The 17,276-nt window shown below is 72.1% G+C and carries 16 protein-coding genes; 8 read left to right on the top strand and 8 right to left on the bottom strand.

Annotated features, from left to right (window positions below; translation table 11 throughout):
* Window positions 1-264: 264 nt before the first annotated feature.
* The 3 genes from NOO62_RS27015 to NOO62_RS27025 form a co-directional block, all read right to left on the bottom strand.
* Window positions 265-1,344 carry a sensor histidine kinase gene (locus NOO62_RS27015; protein ID WP_268775797.1) on the bottom strand — a complete coding sequence of 360 codons (1,080 nt, stop codon included), beginning with the start codon at window positions 1,342-1,344 and terminating at the stop codon, window positions 265-267.
* A 36-nt stretch (window positions 1,345-1,380) separates the two neighbouring features.
* On the bottom strand, window positions 1,381-2,118 hold the full coding sequence (locus NOO62_RS27020) for a response regulator transcription factor (protein WP_055568825.1): 738 nt from the start codon (window positions 2,116-2,118) through the stop codon (window positions 1,381-1,383).
* 65 nt (window positions 2,119-2,183) lie between these two features.
* Entirely contained in the window at window positions 2,184-2,861 is a 678-nt protein-coding gene (locus NOO62_RS27025) for a spermidine synthase (RefSeq protein ID WP_268773431.1), read from the bottom strand.
* Between the two features lie 185 nt (window positions 2,862-3,046).
* Here NOO62_RS27025 and NOO62_RS27030 point away from each other — a divergent pair, with 185 nt between their 5' ends.
* Both NOO62_RS27030 and lon read left to right on the top strand, forming a co-directional pair.
* Complete coding sequence (locus tag NOO62_RS27030; RefSeq protein WP_268773432.1) at window positions 3,047-3,862, top strand: rhomboid-like protein; 816 nt, start codon at window positions 3,047-3,049, stop codon at window positions 3,860-3,862.
* Between the two features lie 140 nt (window positions 3,863-4,002).
* Window positions 4,003-6,423, top strand: coding sequence for an endopeptidase La (gene lon / locus NOO62_RS27035; protein ID WP_268773433.1), 2,421 nt, complete (start codon window positions 4,003-4,005; stop codon window positions 6,421-6,423).
* Between the two features lie 56 nt (window positions 6,424-6,479).
* On the opposite strand, the gene NOO62_RS27040 is transcribed toward lon, so the two are convergent.
* Window positions 6,480-7,313: a lysozyme gene (locus NOO62_RS27040; protein WP_268773434.1), complete on the bottom strand. Its 834-nt coding sequence runs from the start codon at window positions 7,311-7,313 to the stop codon at window positions 6,480-6,482.
* Window positions 7,314-7,592: 279 nt separating this feature from the next.
* Between NOO62_RS27040 and NOO62_RS27045 the strand changes: the two genes are divergently transcribed.
* Window positions 7,593-8,075, top strand: a complete 483-nt coding sequence (locus tag NOO62_RS27045; RefSeq protein WP_268775798.1) for a MarR family winged helix-turn-helix transcriptional regulator — start codon at window positions 7,593-7,595, stop codon at window positions 8,073-8,075.
* Between the two features lie 22 nt (window positions 8,076-8,097).
* Here NOO62_RS27045 and NOO62_RS27050 read toward each other — a convergent pair whose 3' ends face one another.
* Window positions 8,098-8,943, bottom strand: a complete 846-nt coding sequence (locus NOO62_RS27050; RefSeq protein WP_268773435.1) for a protein phosphatase 2C domain-containing protein — start codon at window positions 8,941-8,943, stop codon at window positions 8,098-8,100.
* A gap of 356 nt (window positions 8,944-9,299) precedes the next feature.
* On the opposite strand from NOO62_RS27050, the gene NOO62_RS27055 reads away from it, so the two are divergent.
* From NOO62_RS27055 to NOO62_RS27075, 5 genes are read left to right on the top strand one after another with little or no spacing between them, the layout of a single operon-like run.
* Window positions 9,300-12,104 carry a nitrate- and nitrite sensing domain-containing protein gene (locus NOO62_RS27055; protein WP_268773436.1) on the top strand — a complete coding sequence of 935 codons (2,805 nt, stop codon included), beginning with the start codon at window positions 9,300-9,302 and terminating at the stop codon, window positions 12,102-12,104.
* A gap of 8 nt (window positions 12,105-12,112) precedes the next feature.
* Window positions 12,113-12,610: a roadblock/LC7 domain-containing protein gene (locus tag NOO62_RS27060; RefSeq protein ID WP_268773437.1), complete on the top strand. Its 498-nt coding sequence runs from the start codon at window positions 12,113-12,115 to the stop codon at window positions 12,608-12,610.
* Window positions 12,607-13,029 carry a DUF742 domain-containing protein gene (locus NOO62_RS27065; protein ID WP_268773438.1) on the top strand — a complete coding sequence of 141 codons (423 nt, stop codon included), beginning with the start codon at window positions 12,607-12,609 and terminating at the stop codon, window positions 13,027-13,029. The genes NOO62_RS27060 and NOO62_RS27065 overlap by 4 nt, the downstream gene beginning before the upstream one ends.
* Complete coding sequence (locus NOO62_RS27070; RefSeq protein WP_268773439.1) at window positions 13,010-13,633, top strand: GTP-binding protein; 624 nt, start codon at window positions 13,010-13,012, stop codon at window positions 13,631-13,633. Before NOO62_RS27065 ends, NOO62_RS27070 begins: the two co-directional genes overlap by 20 nt.
* A 43-nt stretch (window positions 13,634-13,676) precedes the next feature.
* On the top strand, window positions 13,677-14,915 hold the full coding sequence (locus tag NOO62_RS27075) for a styrene monooxygenase/indole monooxygenase family protein (protein WP_268773440.1): 1,239 nt from the start codon (window positions 13,677-13,679) through the stop codon (window positions 14,913-14,915).
* Here the strand turns inward: NOO62_RS27075 and NOO62_RS27080 are convergent.
* The 3 genes from NOO62_RS27080 to NOO62_RS27090 form a co-directional block, all read right to left on the bottom strand.
* Entirely contained in the window at window positions 14,885-16,051 is a 1,167-nt protein-coding gene (locus tag NOO62_RS27080; RefSeq protein ID WP_268773441.1) for an NlpC/P60 family protein, read from the bottom strand. The genes NOO62_RS27075 and NOO62_RS27080 overlap by 31 nt on opposite strands.
* A gap of 178 nt (window positions 16,052-16,229) precedes the next feature.
* Window positions 16,230-16,502: a hypothetical protein gene (locus NOO62_RS27085; protein ID WP_268773442.1), complete on the bottom strand. Its 273-nt coding sequence runs from the start codon at window positions 16,500-16,502 to the stop codon at window positions 16,230-16,232.
* Between the two features lie 31 nt (window positions 16,503-16,533).
* Window positions 16,534-17,262, bottom strand: coding sequence for a TetR/AcrR family transcriptional regulator (locus tag NOO62_RS27090; protein ID WP_268773443.1), 729 nt, complete (start codon window positions 17,260-17,262; stop codon window positions 16,534-16,536).
* Between the last annotated feature and the right edge of the window lie 14 nt (window positions 17,263-17,276).

Raw genomic sequence — 17,276 nt, forward strand, 5'->3', positions numbered from 1 at the left:
CCCTCTTCCGCTTCACAAGGTGATGGACAGCGGAAATAAAGGCTACGCCTCCCGGAGCGTGAGGTGCAGACCGGGCCCGGCATCCGTCGCGTAAGTCACACCGGATCCGTGGTTTCGGCGCTGTGAATGGCGGGAAACAAGCGAGGTTCTGCAACGCCAGATGGCCGCGCGGGTACGTCGGTACGACGTCTACGCGCGGCGGCGTCCTCCGGGTGCCCCGAAGAGGCCCCCGTGAATCGCTTCCAGTCGAACCCTACGTCAACTTCACGCCTCGGGCAGGCCCGGAAGAGTGACCTGGATCCGGCAGCCGCGAGGGGATTCGGCCACCCCGATGTGACCTCCGTGGAGATCGACCGCCCAGCGCGCGATGGCCAGGCCGAGGCCCGTACCGCCGTCGTTGCCCGAGCCCTTCGCGGGGGCGCCCGCGTGGCTGCCGCGGTTGAAGCGCTCGAAGACGCGGTGCCACTCCGACTCCGGGATGCCGGGGCCCTCGTCGAGCACCTCCAGGTCCAGGGACTCGGGGTAGGGGCCGCGCCGGGCCCGCACCGTCACCCGCCCGTGCGGCGGGCTGTGCTTGACCGCGTTGTCGATGAGGTTCGCCACGACCTGGTGGAGCCGCTCCGCGTCCGCGTGGGCCGTCAGTTCCGGGGGTGACACGTCGAGGTGCAGATGGACGTCCGTACGCGTGTGGCTGCCGGAGCCCGACGCGATGCCCGCGCGCGCGGAGGCCACCATGTTGGCCTCCTTCAGGACACCCGACAGGTAGGGCCACACCTCGAAACGGCGGGACCTCAGGGGTACGACGCCGTTGTCCAGGCGGGAGAGGTCCAGGAGCGTCTCGACGAGCCGCCCCAGGCGCTCGGTCTGCTTCAGGGCCGTGCGCATCGTCTCCGGGTCCGCGGCGGACACGCCGTCGACGACGTTCTCCAGGACGGCACGGAGCGCCGCGATGGGCGTGCGCAGCTCGTGCGAGACGTTGGCGACGAGCTCCTTGCGCTGGGTGTCCTGCGCCTCCAGGTCGTCCGCCATGGCGTTGATCGTGGCGGCCACGTCGCCCAGCTCGTCGCGCCGGTCGGCGCCGCGCGCCCGGCGCGTGTAGTCGCCGTGCGAGACGGCGCGGGCCACCGCGTTCATCTCGTCGAGCGGGGCGGTGAGGCTGTGCGCCACGAACTGCGTGATGAGGAGCGTGGCGATCACCGAGAAGACGGTGATGAAGCGCAGCTCGGTCTGGGTCTTCATGGCCACGAGGAGCAGGCCCGTGGTGATGAACACCGAGACGACGACCAGGGCGCCCAGCTTGGTCTTGATGGAGAACGGCCGCAGTCCTCCGAAGGGCCCGTGCATCACGTCACGTGCCTCCGCCTCACGGGGTCCTCCGCCTCACGGGGTGGGGGTCTCCAGCGCGTATCCGACGCCGTGCACCGTGCGGATCCGCTCGGCCCCGATCTTCCGGCGCAGCGCCTTGATGTGGCTGTCGACGGTGCGGGTGCCGGACGCGTCGGCCCAGTCCCACACCTCGGCCAGCAGCTGCTCGCGCGACAGGACGGCGCGCGGGGTGTTGGCCAGGCAGACCAGCAGGTCGAACTCGGTGGGCGTCAGGTGGACGTCCTCGCTGCGCACCCGCACCCGCCGCTGGGCGTGGTCGATCTCCAGCTCGCCGAGGCGCAGGATGCCGCTGCGCGGCGTCGTCGCGGCGAGGGCGGCACGCTCGACCCTGCGCAGCAGGACGTGCACGCGGGCCGCGAGCTCGCGCATCGAGAACGGCTTGGTCATGTAGTCGTCCGCGCCGACGCCGAGCCCGACCAGCATGTCCGTCTCGTCGTCACGCGCGGTGAGCATGAGGACCGGGACGGGCCGCTGGGCCTGCACCCGGCGGCACACCTCCAGGCCGTCGAAGCCCGGCAGCATGATGTCGAGAATCAGCAGGTCGGGCTGCCATGCCTGGGCGGTGTCCACCGCCGAAGGGCCGTCTCCGGCCGTTTGCACGACGAAACCCTCGGCGCGCAGCCGGGCCGCGATGGCGTCGACGATCGTCGGGTCGTCCTCGACCACCAGCACCCGGCGCTGGGCGCCAGGCATCGCCGTGGCGCCGTTGTGGGAGGTGTGTGTCTGCTCCATCGCCCGCCCCTGACACTGATCGCTTGTGTTCGGTCAGCAGAGTACGGGTCGTGAAGGCACCTCGGCTACGCAGCCCGGACGCCGAGGTGGACCACGTCCGGGACGCCTCGGGCAACGGGGATCTCTTCGGTTCGTACCCCCTGGAATCCGGCATTCCGTAGAGCGTCGTCGAAAGCGGACGAGGGCTGGGCGGACCACACGGCGAGCACTCCACCGGGGTTCAGGCGGGCTTTGCAGGCGGCCAGACCGGCAGGCGAGTAAAGGGAGTTGTTGCCCTCCGTCACCGTCCAGTCGGGGCCGTTGTCGATGTCGAGACAGAGCGCGTCATAGGACTCCGTGGCTCCGGATACGTAGGAGACGAGGTCGGTGTGAAGAATCTGCGCACGTGTGTCGCGGAGCGCCGGTCCGGAGAGCTCGGCGAGGGGTCCCCCGTGGTGCCAGTCGATGATCGCCTGCTCGCGCTCGACGACGGCGATGCGTCCCCAGCGGGGGTCCGCGGCGGCGTGCGCGAGGGAGAAGCCGACGCCGAGGCCGCCGATGAGCAGGGCGGGGTCGGGGCGGTCGTCCAGGGCGTCGCGGGCCGCGTCGACGAGCAGGCGCTCGGAGCGGCCGTCGGAGGTGTCCATCAGGAAACAGCCGTTGGCGATGATCTGCAGCAGCTCGCCGTGGCGCCGCAGGACGACCTCGCCGTACGGCCCCTCGCGCCGGTCGAGCACGACGGGGGCGGCGGTCTGGGTGTGCATGGCGCACAGCCTATTTCCGGGAGGTGTTCCCGGGCGGGTGATTTTCCGGGCGCTCGTCGGCCGACGGCTGACGCAGGAGTCGCCCGCCGGGTTGACGTGTGAGACGCACCTCACGTGGCGCCCGTCATAGACAGCGCCGGAAAGAAGGGCAAAGGGTGGGGTGGGACGGAAGGAGCGCCACCCCCGTGAACCAGAGCGTGCGGCCCGCCGGGGCCGTGTCCGACGCCGGGACGCCGGCTGTGTCCGACGTCGAGGCGCCGGGCACCCTGAACGGAATACCGCGGCAGTCGCCGCCCCGGCCACCCCGAACGGGGGAGAGCCGCGAGCCGGATGTCGCGGACCGTGCCGCCGGTACGTCCGCACGGCGCCTCCGCCTCTGGCGGATCCTGCCCACGCCCACCGGCACGCCCTTCACCTTCGGTTACGCCGCGGTCCTCGCCGCCACCTCGCTCCTGACCCAGTACGCGGACCCGGACGTCGTCGACTCGCTGCTCCACGGGTCCAGCACCGACGTGGCGCACCTCGCGCAGAGCCCCCTCCTCGTCCTGGTCGCCAGCGCCCTGTGGATCGCGGGCGGCATCACGTCGCCGTACGCGATCGTCTTCCTGCTGGTGCTCACCGCACTGGAGCGGCGCATCGGAGGGCTGCGCGCCGCCGGTGTGTTCCTCCTCGGGCACGTCGTCGCCACGCTCGCGACGGAGGTCCCCGTCGGCTTCTCGGTCCTCGCGGGCCATCTGCCCGACAGCTCGCTGCACCGGCTCGACTACGGCATCAGCTTCGGTGTCGCAGCGAGCGTCGGCGCGCTCGCGGGCCTGCTCACGCCGTGGCTGCGGTGGACCGTGCTCGTCTGCTTCGGCGGGATGCTGGTCGACGACCTCATCGCGTTCACCGACCCGATGACGAACTGGGGCCACCTGCTCGCACTGGCGATCGGCGTTCTGACCTGGCCGCTGCTCAGGCGCCGGGGCCCGGAAGCCCGACCGGCCGACCCGGAAGCCTGACCGGCCGACCGACGGCATCCCTGCCGCGCACCGCGCGGCGCTTCCCGGTGATCGCTCACAGCGAACACGCCCCGGGGAACATCTCGGCACTCACAAGCATTGAGTCGATACAGCTCAACTTGAATGCCGAAAGGGAGATCATGGCTACTGAGTCCGCCTCGTACACTTCGCTCACTCTGCCTGTGCTGCCGCTCGACGACGAGGTGGTCCTGCCCGGCATGGTGGTTCCTTTCGACCTGTCCGACGCCGATGTACGGGCCGCGGTGGAGGCCGCACAGGCCGCCGCCCGGTCCAGTGGCGACAGCAAGCCGAAGGTGCTGCTTGTTCCGCGCATCGACGGGACGTACGCCGCGACCGGCGTCCTCGGCACCGTCGAGCAGGTCGGCAGGCTCTCCGACGGCGACCCCGGCGCCCTCATCCGCGGCCGCAGCCGCGTGCGCATCGGCGCGGGCACGACCGGCCCCGGCGCGGCCCTGTGGGTCGAGGGCACGAAGGTCGACGACTCCGTGCCGGAGCAGCTGCCGGGCGCCGTCACCGAGCTCGTCAAGGAGTACAAGGCGCTGGCCACCAGCTGGCTGAAGAAGCGCGGCGCCTGGCAGGTCGTGGACCGCGTGACCCAGATCGACGACGTCGCCGCGCTCGCCGACAACTCCGGATACTCCCCGTTCCTGACCACCCAGCAGAAGATCCAGCTCCTGGAGACCGAGGACGCGGTCGCCCGCCTCAAGCTCGCCACCGAGCAGCTGCGTGAGCACCTCGCCGAGCAGGACGTCGCCGAGTCCATCGCCAAGGACGTACAGGAAGGCGTGGACAAGCAGCAGCGCGAGTTCCTGCTGCGGCGCCAGCTCGACGCCGTCCGCAAGGAGCTGCGCGAGATCAACGGTGACAGCAAGGACACGGCTGAGGAGTCCGACGACTACCGCGCCCGCGTCGAGGCCGCCGACCTCCCCGAGAAGGTCCGCGAGGCCGCCCTCAAGGAGGTCGACAAGCTGGAGCGCGCGAGCGACCAGTCGCCCGAGGGCTCCTGGATCCGTACCTGGCTCGACACCGTCCTCGAACTGCCGTGGCACGAGCGCACCGATGACCAGTACGACATCAAGGGCGCCCAGGAGATCCTCGACGCCGAGCACTCCGGTCTCCAGGACGTGAAGGAGCGCATCACCGAGTACCTCGCGGTGCGCAAACGCCGTGCGGACCGCGGCCTCGGCGTCGTCGGCGGCCGCCGCGGCGGCGCGGTGCTCGCCCTCGTCGGCCCGCCCGGCGTCGGCAAGACGTCGCTCGGCGAGTCCGTCGCGCACGCCATGGGCCGCAAGTTCGTGCGTGTCGCACTCGGCGGCGTACGCGACGAGGCGGAGATCCGCGGCCACCGGCGTACGTACGTGGGGGCGCTGCCCGGACGCATCGTGCGGGCCATCAAGGAGGCCGGGTCCATGAACCCGGTGGTGCTCCTGGACGAGATCGACAAGGTGGGGTCCGACTTCCGTGGCGACCCGGCCGCCGCCCTCCTCGAAGTCCTCGACCCGGCCCAGAACCACACCTTCCGCGACCACTACCTGGAAGTGGAACTCGACCTCAGCGACGTCGTCTTCCTCGCCACCGCCAACGTCCTCGAAGCCATCCCCGAGGCCCTCCTCGACCGCATGGAGCTCGTCCGCCTCGACGGGTACACCGAGGACGAGAAGGTCGTCATCGCCCGCGACCACCTGCTCCCGCGTCAGCTGGAGCGGGCCGGGCTCGGCACCGACGAGGTGACGCTCGACGAGAGCGCCCTGCGCAAGCTCGCCGGTGAGTACACGCGTGAGGCCGGCGTGCGCAACCTGGAGCGGTCCGTCGCACGGCTGCTCCGCAAGGTCGCGGCCCAGCACGAGATGGGCGACCGTGAGCTGCCCTTCACCGTCACGGACGACGACCTGCGGGGCCTGATCGGGCGCCCGCGCCACGTGCCCGAGTCCGCACAGGACCCGGCGGAGCGGCGCACTTCGGTGCCGGGCGTGGCGACGGGGCTCGCGGTCACCGGAGCGGGCGGCGACGTGCTGTTCGTGGAGGCGTCGCTCGCGGACCCGGAGACGGGGGCGTCGGGGCTCACGCTCACCGGCCAGCTCGGCGACGTCATGAAGGAGTCGGCGCAGATCGCGCTGAGCTTCCTGCGCTCGCGCGGCGCCGAACTGGAGCTGCCCGTCGGCGACCTGAAGGAACGGGGCGTGCACATCCACTTCCCGGCGGGCGCCGTGCCGAAGGACGGCCCGAGCGCGGGCGTCACCCTGACGACCGCCCTCGCGTCGCTGCTCAGCGGCCGTCTGGTCCGCACGGACGTGGCGATGACCGGTGAGATCTCGCTGACGGGCCGCGTCCTGCCGATCGGCGGGGTGAAGCAGAAGCTGCTCGCCGCGCACCGCGCCGGAATCACCACGGTGATCATCCCGAAGCGGAACGAGGCGGACCTCGACGATGTCCCGGCCGAGGTCCTGGAGAAGCTCGACGTGCACGCGGTCACGGACGTGCGCCAGGTGCTGGAACTGGCCCTCACGGAGGCCGAGGTGAGGATCCCGGCCGCCGCGTAGAACCGCACACGGGAACGGCGGCCGCCCCCACGCGGGGGTGGCCGCCGTCCGTACGCTCAGCCGTTGGCGAGCGCCACCACCCGGTCGAGGGCGCCGTTGAACTGGTTGTGGTCACCGACCGTCGGGCCCGACGAGGTGTACTGCCACATGGTGTGGAAGCCCCAGCCGGCCGGGAGTTCGCCCGGGCTCGTGTTGTAGCGGGCGATCCAGAGCGGGTTGCTCGCGCCGAAGCCGCTGTAGTTGCCGGTGCACTGCTTCCACCAGCTGGTCGCGGTGTAGATGACGGCGTCGCGTCCGGTGCGGGCCTTGTAGGTGTTCAGGAAGTCGCGGATCCAGCTGACCATCCCCGACTGGGACTTGCCGAAGCAGGCCGCGCCGTACGGGTTCCACTCGATGTCGAGCGCGCCCGGCAGCGTCCTGCCGTCGCGCGACCAGCCGCCGCCGTTGCTCGCGAAGTAGTTGGCCTGGGTGGCGCCGCTTGAGGTGTCCGGCGTCGCGAAGTGGTACGCGCCGCGGATCATGCCCACGTTGTACGAGCCGTTGTACTGCTGGGCGAAGTAGGGGTTCTTGTACGAGGTGCTCTCGGTGGCCTTGACATAGGCCCACTTCACCCCGCTGTTCCAGAGCGTCTGCCAGGCGACGTTGCCCTGGTGGCTGCTGACGTCGACGCCCTCGGTCTGGGTCGCGTCACCACCGGCGGGGCGGCCGCCCTGGCCGTCGTGTTCGATGACGCCCTGGCCGAGGCGGGCGGTGCCGCGGTCGGGGACGTCGTCCGCCGTGGCCGCCGTGGGGAGCGTCAGGAGGAGGGAGAGGGCGGACAGTGCTGCGAGGAGAACCCCCGCCGGCGACAAGCGCGAGCGGCGGGCCGGTCCGGGTCTGTGCACGGGCATGGGCGTGCCTCCGAGGGCCTCGGTGGTGCTCGGTGGGGACCTGTCGACATGTAGTGGTGTGAACATGTCATGCGAAAAGCTACGCACGTAGACCGCTGCTAGGGAAGAGGTCCAGAGTTCTGCCGTTGGTCCACTCCTGTGGCGGCGGCACCGGGGCGGTACCGCCCGGACCTTGCGAAATACTGGTCAGACCGCTGCCGCCACGGCCGCGGCGCGAGAGCCTTCCGGCGATAACTTTCAGGATCGGGAAAACGGGACATGGGTGCTGCAGAAGAGGGCATGAAGCCCGGCGCGCGTGACGACGACGGGCACGGGGCCCAGAAGGCACGGGGGGCGGACCGCGAGTTCCTCTCCCTGGAACGGGAGTTGTCGCTCCTGCTGCGCCGCGCGCGGGCCTCATCGGGCGAGATGGCGCGCCAGGTCCACCCCGACCTGGAGCCGGCGGCGTACGGACTGCTCGTCTGCCTGGACGACTCGGGCCCGCAGCGGGCCACCGACCTCGCCGCCTACATCGGCGTCGGCAAGGCCACGATGAGCCGCCAGCTGCGGGCCCTGGAAGAGCTCGGCCTGGTCGCGCGCGAGCCCGACCCGGCCGACGGCCGCGCCTGGCTCATCCGGCTCACGCCCGACGGCCGCACCCGCTTCCGCACGGTGCGCGCCGCCCGCCGCGCCCGCTACGTGCGGCGCCTCGCGAGCTGGGACCGGGCGGAGGTCGCCGAACTCGCAAGACTGCTCGGCCGGCTGAACGCGAGCGCGGAGTGACCACGAACCCGGCTCGCCCACGTCACCACTCCGCGTAGACGACCGCCGCGTCGTCGTGCCGCTTCCCGCGCGGAAAGGCCACGAGGTCCGGATCCGCGCGCTCCAACTGCCGCACCCGGTCCAGCAGATGCTGCGGGCCCTGCTTGCGCAGCAGCGCGAAGCAGTCGGCCCAGTCGCCCTCGCGGAACGTCTCCACCCACCGCCCGGCCCCGTCGGTGAGCGCCGCCACCGCCGTGACCTCCGAACGGGGCAGCTCACCGGTGACCGCGCGGTCGGCCGCCGAAGGGTCGGACGCGGCCGTGAAGAAGCCGTCCTCCGCGTTGCGCAGCGCCTCGACCGCCGTTCCGTAGGCGCGGGCCGCGACGTCCCGCTCCGCGGAGCCGCGCGGCAGGGCGCGCACCTGGTCGCGCAGGGCCTGCACGGTGGGCGGCAGTTCGGCGAGGCGGCGGTCGAGGACGGCCGTCACCTCGCCGTCGCGGCCCGCCAGGAGGAGCGCCGAGTCGGAAAGGACCAAGTGCTCGACGCGCTCCTCGTCCCACCGCACGAGCACCACGGTTGCCTGAGGTGTGCGTGGGTGAGAAAGGTCACAGGTTGAACCATGCGCTTCAGCGGTACGCGTGATGCCGGTCGCCAGGATCTCAGGGAGCGTCATATCCCGGCGTGAAACGGACAGTTCCCCCAGTGCGCCGCCGAGTCGCGCCGTGAACCAAGGGACGGAATGCGGACAGCCCACCGACCCCTCGGGCGGGGTCACGCCGTCCAGCAGGACGAGCGATCCGCCCTGTCCGGACGCGGGAAGCGCGACCGACGCGTAGTCCTCGTTGGGGCGTGCGGGGTCACCGGGCTCGGTGGCGAGTTCGATACGCATCCGGCCAGTCTGCACGAGGCCTTCACAGGGTCCACCAGGAGCCGCGAAGGGGCCGGGGAGAGGTGCGTACGGGCCGCGCTGACGCCGGATTCGACCGGAATGATCACCTCCGGCGGGGGTGTGGCGGCGCATCCTGCCAAAGCCGGTCGGCGACGTCCAACCGGCGCACCGCAGGGGCCCTCGGACGGCCCCACCGGGACTTGCCCGCCAACTCCCCGCCGATGTTCACTCCTTCGGGTGGCCAGCCAGGCGATGCGCGACCGCCACCAACCGGCACTGGAAGGGTCAGGAGCCGTACCGGGGGAGCGCTCGTGTTGACAGGTCGTCACCCGGGCCAAGGGCAGACGAAAACAAGAATGCGAGCACCGGTGCAGAAGATGCGGTCTCGGCGCAAAGGCAAGCAGGCGGCCCCGGAAGGGGCCACGCCGGGCGCGACGACTCCAACCGAGCATGTGCCGGAGCGCACGGCCACGGACGCCTCCGTGCCCGATGCCGCGGCCCCGCCGGTCAACAAGGCGCCCACCGCGCGCGTGCGCAACCGGCTGATCGTCGCCGTCGCGGTCGTGGCCGCCGCCGTCGCGGGCGCGGGCGCGCCCGCCGTCCTCGCCGCGTCCGGCGACCTGAACGACACGCAGAACCTGGTCACCCTCGCCGAACAGACCCAGCAGGCGGTCTCCCTCGGCCACTCGCTCGCGGACGAGCGGGACGAGGTCACCACCTTCATCGCCGCGGGACGGCCGCAGGACAAGGGCCTCTCCGAGAGCCGGAGCGCCCGCGTGGACCGGCAGATCGACGAGCTCCGCGGCACCGACGCGCCCGCCGGACTGCGCGGCGACCTCGCCGACGTCGCCGCCGTGCGCAGAGCGGCGCTCACCGGCAAGAGCACCGCTCTCGAAGCCCACGAGGCGTACACCAAGGTCATCGCCGAACTGCACGGCCTCACCCGCGACCTGGCCGAGAAGCTGCCCCCCGAGGCCAACCAGGGCGCCCTCGCCCTCTCCGACCTCGACCACGCCGTCGAGCAGGCCGCCGCCGCCCGCGGCCTCCTCCTCGCCGCCCTGGCCCTGCCCCGCCCCACCGGCACCTCCACCGTCGACCCGGTCACCGGCCTGCCGACCACCGGCACCGAGGAGTCGTCGGCCGACGCCAAGCGGCGCGACGAGCTCAGCTCCGCCGCCCAGCAGGCCCGCGTCCGCGAGCTGGCCGCCCTCGCCGACTTCCGCGACGCGGCGAGCGACCCGGCCCGCGCCACCTACGAGTCGACCGTCACCGGCTCCGAGGTCGGCGCCGCCGAGAAGTACCTGGAACGCCTCACCGACCAGCCGAAGCTCTCCGCGGCCGAGCAGCGCTACGACCGCAAGAAGGTCGACGCCGCGCTCTCCGCCCGTATCGAGACGATGCGCGGCGCCGAGTCCGCGCTCGCCGTCGAGCGCACCAAGCACCTCGCCCAGCTGCGCGACGACGACGTCACGGCGCTGGAGATCCGGATCGCCCTCGTCGGCGTCTGCCTGCTCGTCGCCGTCGGCTTCGCCATGGGCGCGGCCCGCTCGCTGACCCGCCCGCTCGCCGTCCTGCGCCTCGGCTCGGCCCGCCTGGCCACCGAACCCGCGCCCCAGGAGCCGATCCGCTTCACCGGCCGCGACGACGAGTTCGCCCAGGTCGTACGCTCCGTCAACGCCCTGCACGGCCACGCGGCCGCCCTCACCGAGCGCCTCGCCACCCTCGAATCGGACCGCAAGCACCTCATCGGACAGCGGCAGTCCATGGCCGACGAGCGCGCGGCGCTGCGCGAGGAGCTCGCCGAGGCCTCCGCGCACCTGGAGCGGGTGCGCCAGTCCATCCACGGCACCTTCGTCAACCTCGCCCTGCGCACGCTCGGCCTGGTGGAGCGCCAGCTCGCCGTCATCGAGCACCTGGAGGACCGCGAGCAGGACCCGGACCGCCTCGCCACGCTCTTCAAGCTCGACCACCTCGCCACCGTCATGCGACGGCACAGCGAGAACCTCCTCGTCCTCGCCGGCGCCGAGCACGGCCACCAGCACCCCGGCGCCGTCCCGCTCGTCGACGTGGTGCGCGCCGCCGTCTCCGAGATCGAGCGGTACGAACGCGTCCGCATCGCCACGCTGCCGCCGCACACGCACGTGGCGGGCTTCGCCGCGGACGACATCAGCCACCTCACCGCCGAACTCCTGGAGAACGCGACCTCGTTCTCGCCGCCCGACTCCTCCGTCGAGGTCTCCGGCTGGCTCCTGGAGAACGGCGAGGTCATGCTCTCCGTCCAGGACGAGGGCATCGGCGTCACGCAGGACCGGATGCGGGAGCTCAACGCCCGGCTCGCCGACTTCGACCCGGACGACGCGTACGACCAGGAGAGCGGGGACGGCCTCGGCCTCGGCCTTTACGTGGTCGCGCGGCTCGCCGCCCGGCACGGGGCGCGGGTGCGGCTGCGGGACCAGAAGCAGGGCGGGATCGCGGCGGTCGTGGTGCTGCCCGAGGGCATCCTCGCGGATGCGCCCTCGCAGGCAGCGGTCGTCACGCCGCCGCGCCCGGGCGAGCCGCTGACCCACCTGCCGGGGTCGGAGGCCGAGGCCAACTCCAACGTGCTCCCGGGGCGGCTGGCCGGGGCGCCCGGCGAGGACCCGCTGATCGCGGCGGCCGAGCGGACCCTGGAGACTGCGCTGCCCTCCCCGTCCCCGGAACCGTCCCCCGGGCCTTCCGATGAGCCGGACCCGGACCCCGAGCCGTCCCCGTCGCCGGAGACGACCATGGAGCTCGCGGCACCCCCGGCACCGGAGGAGACCGCACCGGAGGAGACCGCTCCGGAGCCGAAGCAGGACCCGGAGCCGCAGCCGGACTCCGAGCCCGAACCCGAACCGGACGCCGGCCCCGCGCCCCCCAAGTGGGAGCGCGTCACCGACAAGGGGCTGCCCAAGCGCACCCCGAAGATCACCGCTCCCGCGGCCGCCGCGCCCAAGCCGCGCACCGGCTCCGTGGACGCCGAAGCACTCCGGCGCCGCCTCGGCAACTTCCACCAGGGCGCGATCAGCGGCCGGCGGGACGTGGAGGCCGAGATCTCCGGTGACGGTTCGGGTGACGGTGATGAAAAGAACGAACGAGCCGCAGACGTAATGGGGGACCCAGTCGAGGAGGCAAGCAGTTGACTGCGCCCATGCGCACGCCCAGTTCTTCCGCCGAACCCGCCACGTACGGCCTGAGCAGGGAAGCACGCAACCTGCACTGGCTCCTGACGAACCTTGTGGAGGAGGTGCCCGGGCTCCTCTCCGTCGCGGTCGTCTCGTCCGACGGGCTGCTCCTGCTCTCCTCCGACCCCGGGCGCAACGCCGAGCGCTCCACGGAGAAGCCCAAAGGACCCAAAGGGTCGAGCGCCGACCTCGCGACCATCGTGTCCGGGCTCGGCTCCCTCACCATCGGCGCCGCGAAGCTCATGGACGGCGGCGGGGTCAAGCAGACCGTCGTCGCGATGGAGGAGGGCAGCCTCTTCGTCACGGCGATCAGCGACGGCTCGCTGCTCGGCGTGCACGCGACGCCGGACTGCGACATGAGCGTCGTCGCGTACCACATGGCGCTCTTCGTCGGCCGCGCCGGGCACGTCCTCACCCCCGAACTCCGCAGCGAACTGCGCCAGTCGATGGAGAGTGCCCGATGAGCAGCAGCCGCAGCAGCAAGACGCCGAAGCTGCCGCAGCGCGGCGGCGACAGGAAACCCGCCCGCGTCCGCCCCTACTCGCTGACCGGCGGCCGGACCAGGTTCGGGCACGTCCTGCTCGTCGAGACGTTCGTGGCGAGCAACGCCGCGATCGAGGGGCCGGACGAGCGTCTCGAACTGCCCAAGGGCACGCTGTCGAAGGTCATGCCGGAGATGCGGGCGATCGTCGAGATCTGCCGTCGCATGCGGACGGTGGCGGAGATCGCGGCGCTCCTCAAGATGCCGCTCGGTGTGGTCCGCGTGCTGCTCAGCGACCTCGCCGACCAGGGAAAGATCCGCGTGTACGGAACGGGCCACGGCCCGGGACAGCCCGACCGCGCACTGCTGGAAAGGGTGCTGAGTGGACTCCGCCGTCTCTGAACTCCTCGCGAACGAGAACGAGGGTCAGTTGCAGGCCTGGCAGACGGACAGGTCACGCGCCCCGATCGCCACGAAGATAGTGGTGGCGGGTGGTTTCGGCGTCGGCAAGACGACGCTGGTGACCGCCGTCTCCGAGATCACGCCCCTCCAGACGGAGGCGCTGATGACGCAGGCGAGCGCCGACACCGACGATCTGACCGGGACCCCGGAGAAGACGACCACGACGGTCGCCATGGACTTCGGCCGCATCACGCTCGACGACGACCTGGTGCTCTACCTCTTCGGTACGCCGGGCCAGCAGCGGTTCTGGTTCATGTGGGACGACCTGGTGCGCGGCGCGATCGGCGCCGTCGTGCTCGCCGACACCCGCCGCCTGTCCGACTGCTTCCCGGCCCTCGACTACTTCGAGAGCTGCGGCCTGCCGTACGTCGTCGCCGTCAACCACTTCGACGGCAGCGAGAAGTTCGAGGTGGCGGACGTGCGCGAGGCCCTGACGGTGCCGCCGCACATACCGGTACTGATCATGGACGCCAGGCAGCGGATCTCGGTCATCGAGTCGCTCCTCGCCCTGGTCGGCCACGCGCTCGACGCGACCCCCGAGTAAGAGCCCGTGCTCCGAGAGCCCCGAGGAAGTTAGAAGGACCCGCATGCGGAAGATACTTGTCGTCGGAGCCGGTCAGTCCGGGCTCCAGATCGCCCTCGGGCTCCAGGCGCAGGGGTACGAGGTCACCCTGATGTCCAACCGCACCGCGGACGAGATCCGGTCCGGCCGGGTCATGTCCACGCAGTGCATGTTCCACACGGCGCTCCAGCACGAGCGCGACATCCAGGCGAACTTCTGGGAGTCGCAGGCCCCGAGGATCGAGGGCGTCGGCATCTCCGTCGCGGGCCCCGACGGCACCCGCGTCATCGACTGGGTCGGCAAGCTCGACGGGTACGCGCAATCCGTCGACCAGCGCGTGAAGATGTCCGGCTGGATGGACACGTTCGCGCAGCGCGGCGGCCAGCTCGTCATCCACGGCGCGGCCGTCGGTGACCTGGACTACTTCTCGCGCACCTACGACCTGGTGCTCGTCTCCGCCGGCAAGGGCGAGCTCGTCTCGATGTTCGAGCGCGACGCGGCCCGCTCGCCGTTCGACGCCCCGCAGCGCGCGCTCGCGGTGGCGTACGTGCACGGCCTCGGCCCGCGCCCGGAGCACCCCGAGTTCGACGCGGTGCGCTGCAACCTCGTGCCCGGCGTGGGTGAGCTCTTCGTCATGCCGACGCTCACCACGTCAGGACGCGCGGACATCCTCTTCTGGGAGGGCATACCGGGCGGCCCGCTCGACGTCTTCCAGGGCATCAAGGACCCCTCGGAGCACCTGGCGCTCACCCTCGAACTCCTGGAGAAGTTCCTGCCCTGGGAGTACGCGCGCGCCACGAAGGTCGAGCTGACCGACGCGGGCGGCACGCTGGCCGGGCGGTACGCACCCACCGTGCGCAAGCCGATCGGACGGCTGCCCAGCGGGGGCCTCGTCCTCGGGGTCGCCGACGTCGTCGTCGCCAACGACCCGATCACCGGTCAGGGCTCCAACTCGGCGTCCAAGTGCGCCGCCTCGTACATCTCCTCCATCGTCGAGCACGGCGACAAGCCCTTCGACGCCGAGTGGATGCAGTCGGCCTTCGACCGCTACTGGGAGACGGCGCAGCACGTCACCAAGTGGACGAACGCGATGCTGGGCGCCCCGCCGGAGCACGTCCTCAACATCCTCGGCGCGGCCGGCCAACTCCAGCCCGTCGCCGACCGGTTCGTCAACGGCTTCAACGACCCGGCGGACCTCGAGAACTACTTCTTCGACCCGGAGAAGGCGGCCGCCTACCTGGAGTCGGTCGCGCCCGGCGCGTGACTCCTGTCGTACCCGATGTCGCTGCCCGAGACGGCCTTCGCCTTCGCGGGCAGCTTCGGCGGCGTGTACCTGTCCATGGCCCGGCCCTTGGGGTCGGGCCGCACGGCGCCGAGGACCGGGTTCGCCGCGATGGGGGAGACCTTGACGCGGGCGCCGGGGCGCGGCGCCTGCACGACCTTGCCGTCGCCCATGTACAGCGCGACGTGCGTGGCCTTGCGGAAGTAGACGACCAGGTCGCCCGGGCGGAGCTTGGACAGGGGGATGCGGCGCAGCTCCGCCCACTGCTCCTGGCTGGTCCGCGGGATCCTGCGGCCCGCGTGCGCCCAGGCCCGCTGGGTCAGCCCCGAGCAGTCGAACGCCTTCGGCCCCTCGGCGCCCCACTTGTACGGGCGGCCGATCTGCCGTACCGCGTAGTCGAGGGCCGTGTCGCCCTGGCGTGAGGGCGGGCGGGTCGCGGGGCTGCCGCCGAGGGCGCCCGACGCCAGGAACCTGCGCTGGGCGTCGGCCGTGTCCGCCTCCTCCGCCTGCCGCAGCGCGGCCAGCTGCTCGACGGTCAGCGAGGACAGCAGCTGCTCGACGTCCCGCAGCTGTCCTTCGACCCGGTCCCGCTGCTTCTTCTGCCGGGCGGCCAGCGCGGTCCGGGCCGCGAGGGCCCGTTTCGCGGCCCCCGCGAGATCACCGGCCTTCTTCTCCCCGCCGGTCAGCCGCTCCACGGTGGCGGCGCGGCCCGCGGCGGCCCGCCGGAGCACCTGGCCCTGGTCGAGGGCGCGCTGCGGGTCACGGGCGAGGAGCAGGCGCATGTACGGGGAGAGGTTGCTGGTGGCCTGGTACTGCTGGCGCGCGAACCGGCCGGCGTCGCTCCGGCTGTCGCGCACGGAGGCGCGTGCCTTCGCCAGTCTGCGGTCCAGGGCGGCGGCTCTGGCCCGCTGCTCCTTCAGTTTCTCCTCGGTGGCGTTGTACGTCTCCGAGGTCTCCTCGGCGGACCGGTAAAGACGCTGAAGGTCCGTCAGGAGCTGGGTGACGGGGCGGTCTTCCGGCCCCGGGGCCCCGGGTGCCGCGTGGGCGGGGGGAGCGGTTGTGCACAGGGCGCCGAGGGCGGCCCCTGTGCAGACCCACCGCAGCAGTGTGGCTGACACGTCATCACCTCCGGTGCGCGGAGGGCTCTCCTGCGCGCAGGGTGAGCATCCGGCCCGGCCGCGGGGTCCGCCTCCCGGCGGGGGCGGGTGGCGCAACTCCGGTCACCCTTGCAGGGGGCGTCGGCGTGGCGGGTTGCGTCCCACGGTCCACGTCTGCGGGTGCGTGGGGCCGTCGCCCCTACTTGGTGGTCGGTTTCGACCACGGCCACTTCAGGCCGCCGCCCTTGTCGCCGTCCGCGTCGTACTCGTACTGCCACCTCGCGCCGAGCGAGATGCGGCCGCGGCCCGCCGCGGGGACGCGGCGGTAGACGAGGACGGTCGGGGGGCCGCCCGCGTCGTCGGGGACGGGGACGCGGTAGACCTTCGGGGGGTGTCCGGTCGGGCCGAGCAGGACCGGGAGGACCCGGCCGTCCAGGGGGCCGTCCACGAACGGGGTGTCTTCGCTCTTCACGTCCCCAGTGTCACACCCGTGCCGCCACGGGTCAGAGCAGGTGGGCCGCGTCGGCCACCACGGGCAGGACGCGGCGGGCGAGGGTGCCCACGGGGCCCTCCGGCGTCTCCAGGGTCAGCGCCCAGCGGACGACCTCCGCGGTCTGCGGGTCCCGTCCCGCCGTCGCCACGAGCACCGCCATGAACTGCTCCACGAGCATGTCCCGGAGATCGTCGAGCGGCGGCTGCTTCTCCTCGTCCAGCCAGATCAGGGACGCCGCCTCGACCGCGGTGATCCACATGCGTACGGTCATGCGAAGGCGGGGCCCCGGCTCGGGCACGTCGAGGTGGCTGAGGATGTGCTCCGCGGCGGCCCTGCGCACGCCGTCCACGATCGCGGAGGTCCGCGACGTCTCCACCACGCTGCCGCCCTGGAGCAGCGCGCTGAACCCCGTGTCGTGCTGGTCGACGAAGGCCAGGTAGCGGTCGAGGGCGTGGGAGAGCCGCCGGGTGAGGGGGCCCTCCGGCGGCTCGGCGAAGCACTGCTCCAGGTCGTCGGCGGCGGACCGCAGCGCGGCCTCGTACAGCTGCTGCTTGCCGCCGGGGAAGTAGCGGTAGACGAGCGGCCGCGAGACACCGGCCGCCTCCGCCACGTCGTCGAGGTTGACCTCCTCGGGCGCGCGGTGCGCGAAGAGGGTGAGCGCGGAGTCCAGGAGCTGCCGCCGCCGCGCCTCGACGCTCAGGCGGCGGTACGCGGGCGTGGTGGCGGCAGGCGAGGTCATGCCTCGCAGCGTAA

The sequence above is a fragment of the Streptomyces sp. Je 1-369 genome, assembly GCF_026810505.1.
In the GTDB taxonomy this organism is placed as follows: Bacteria; Actinomycetota; Actinomycetes; order Streptomycetales; family Streptomycetaceae; genus Streptomyces.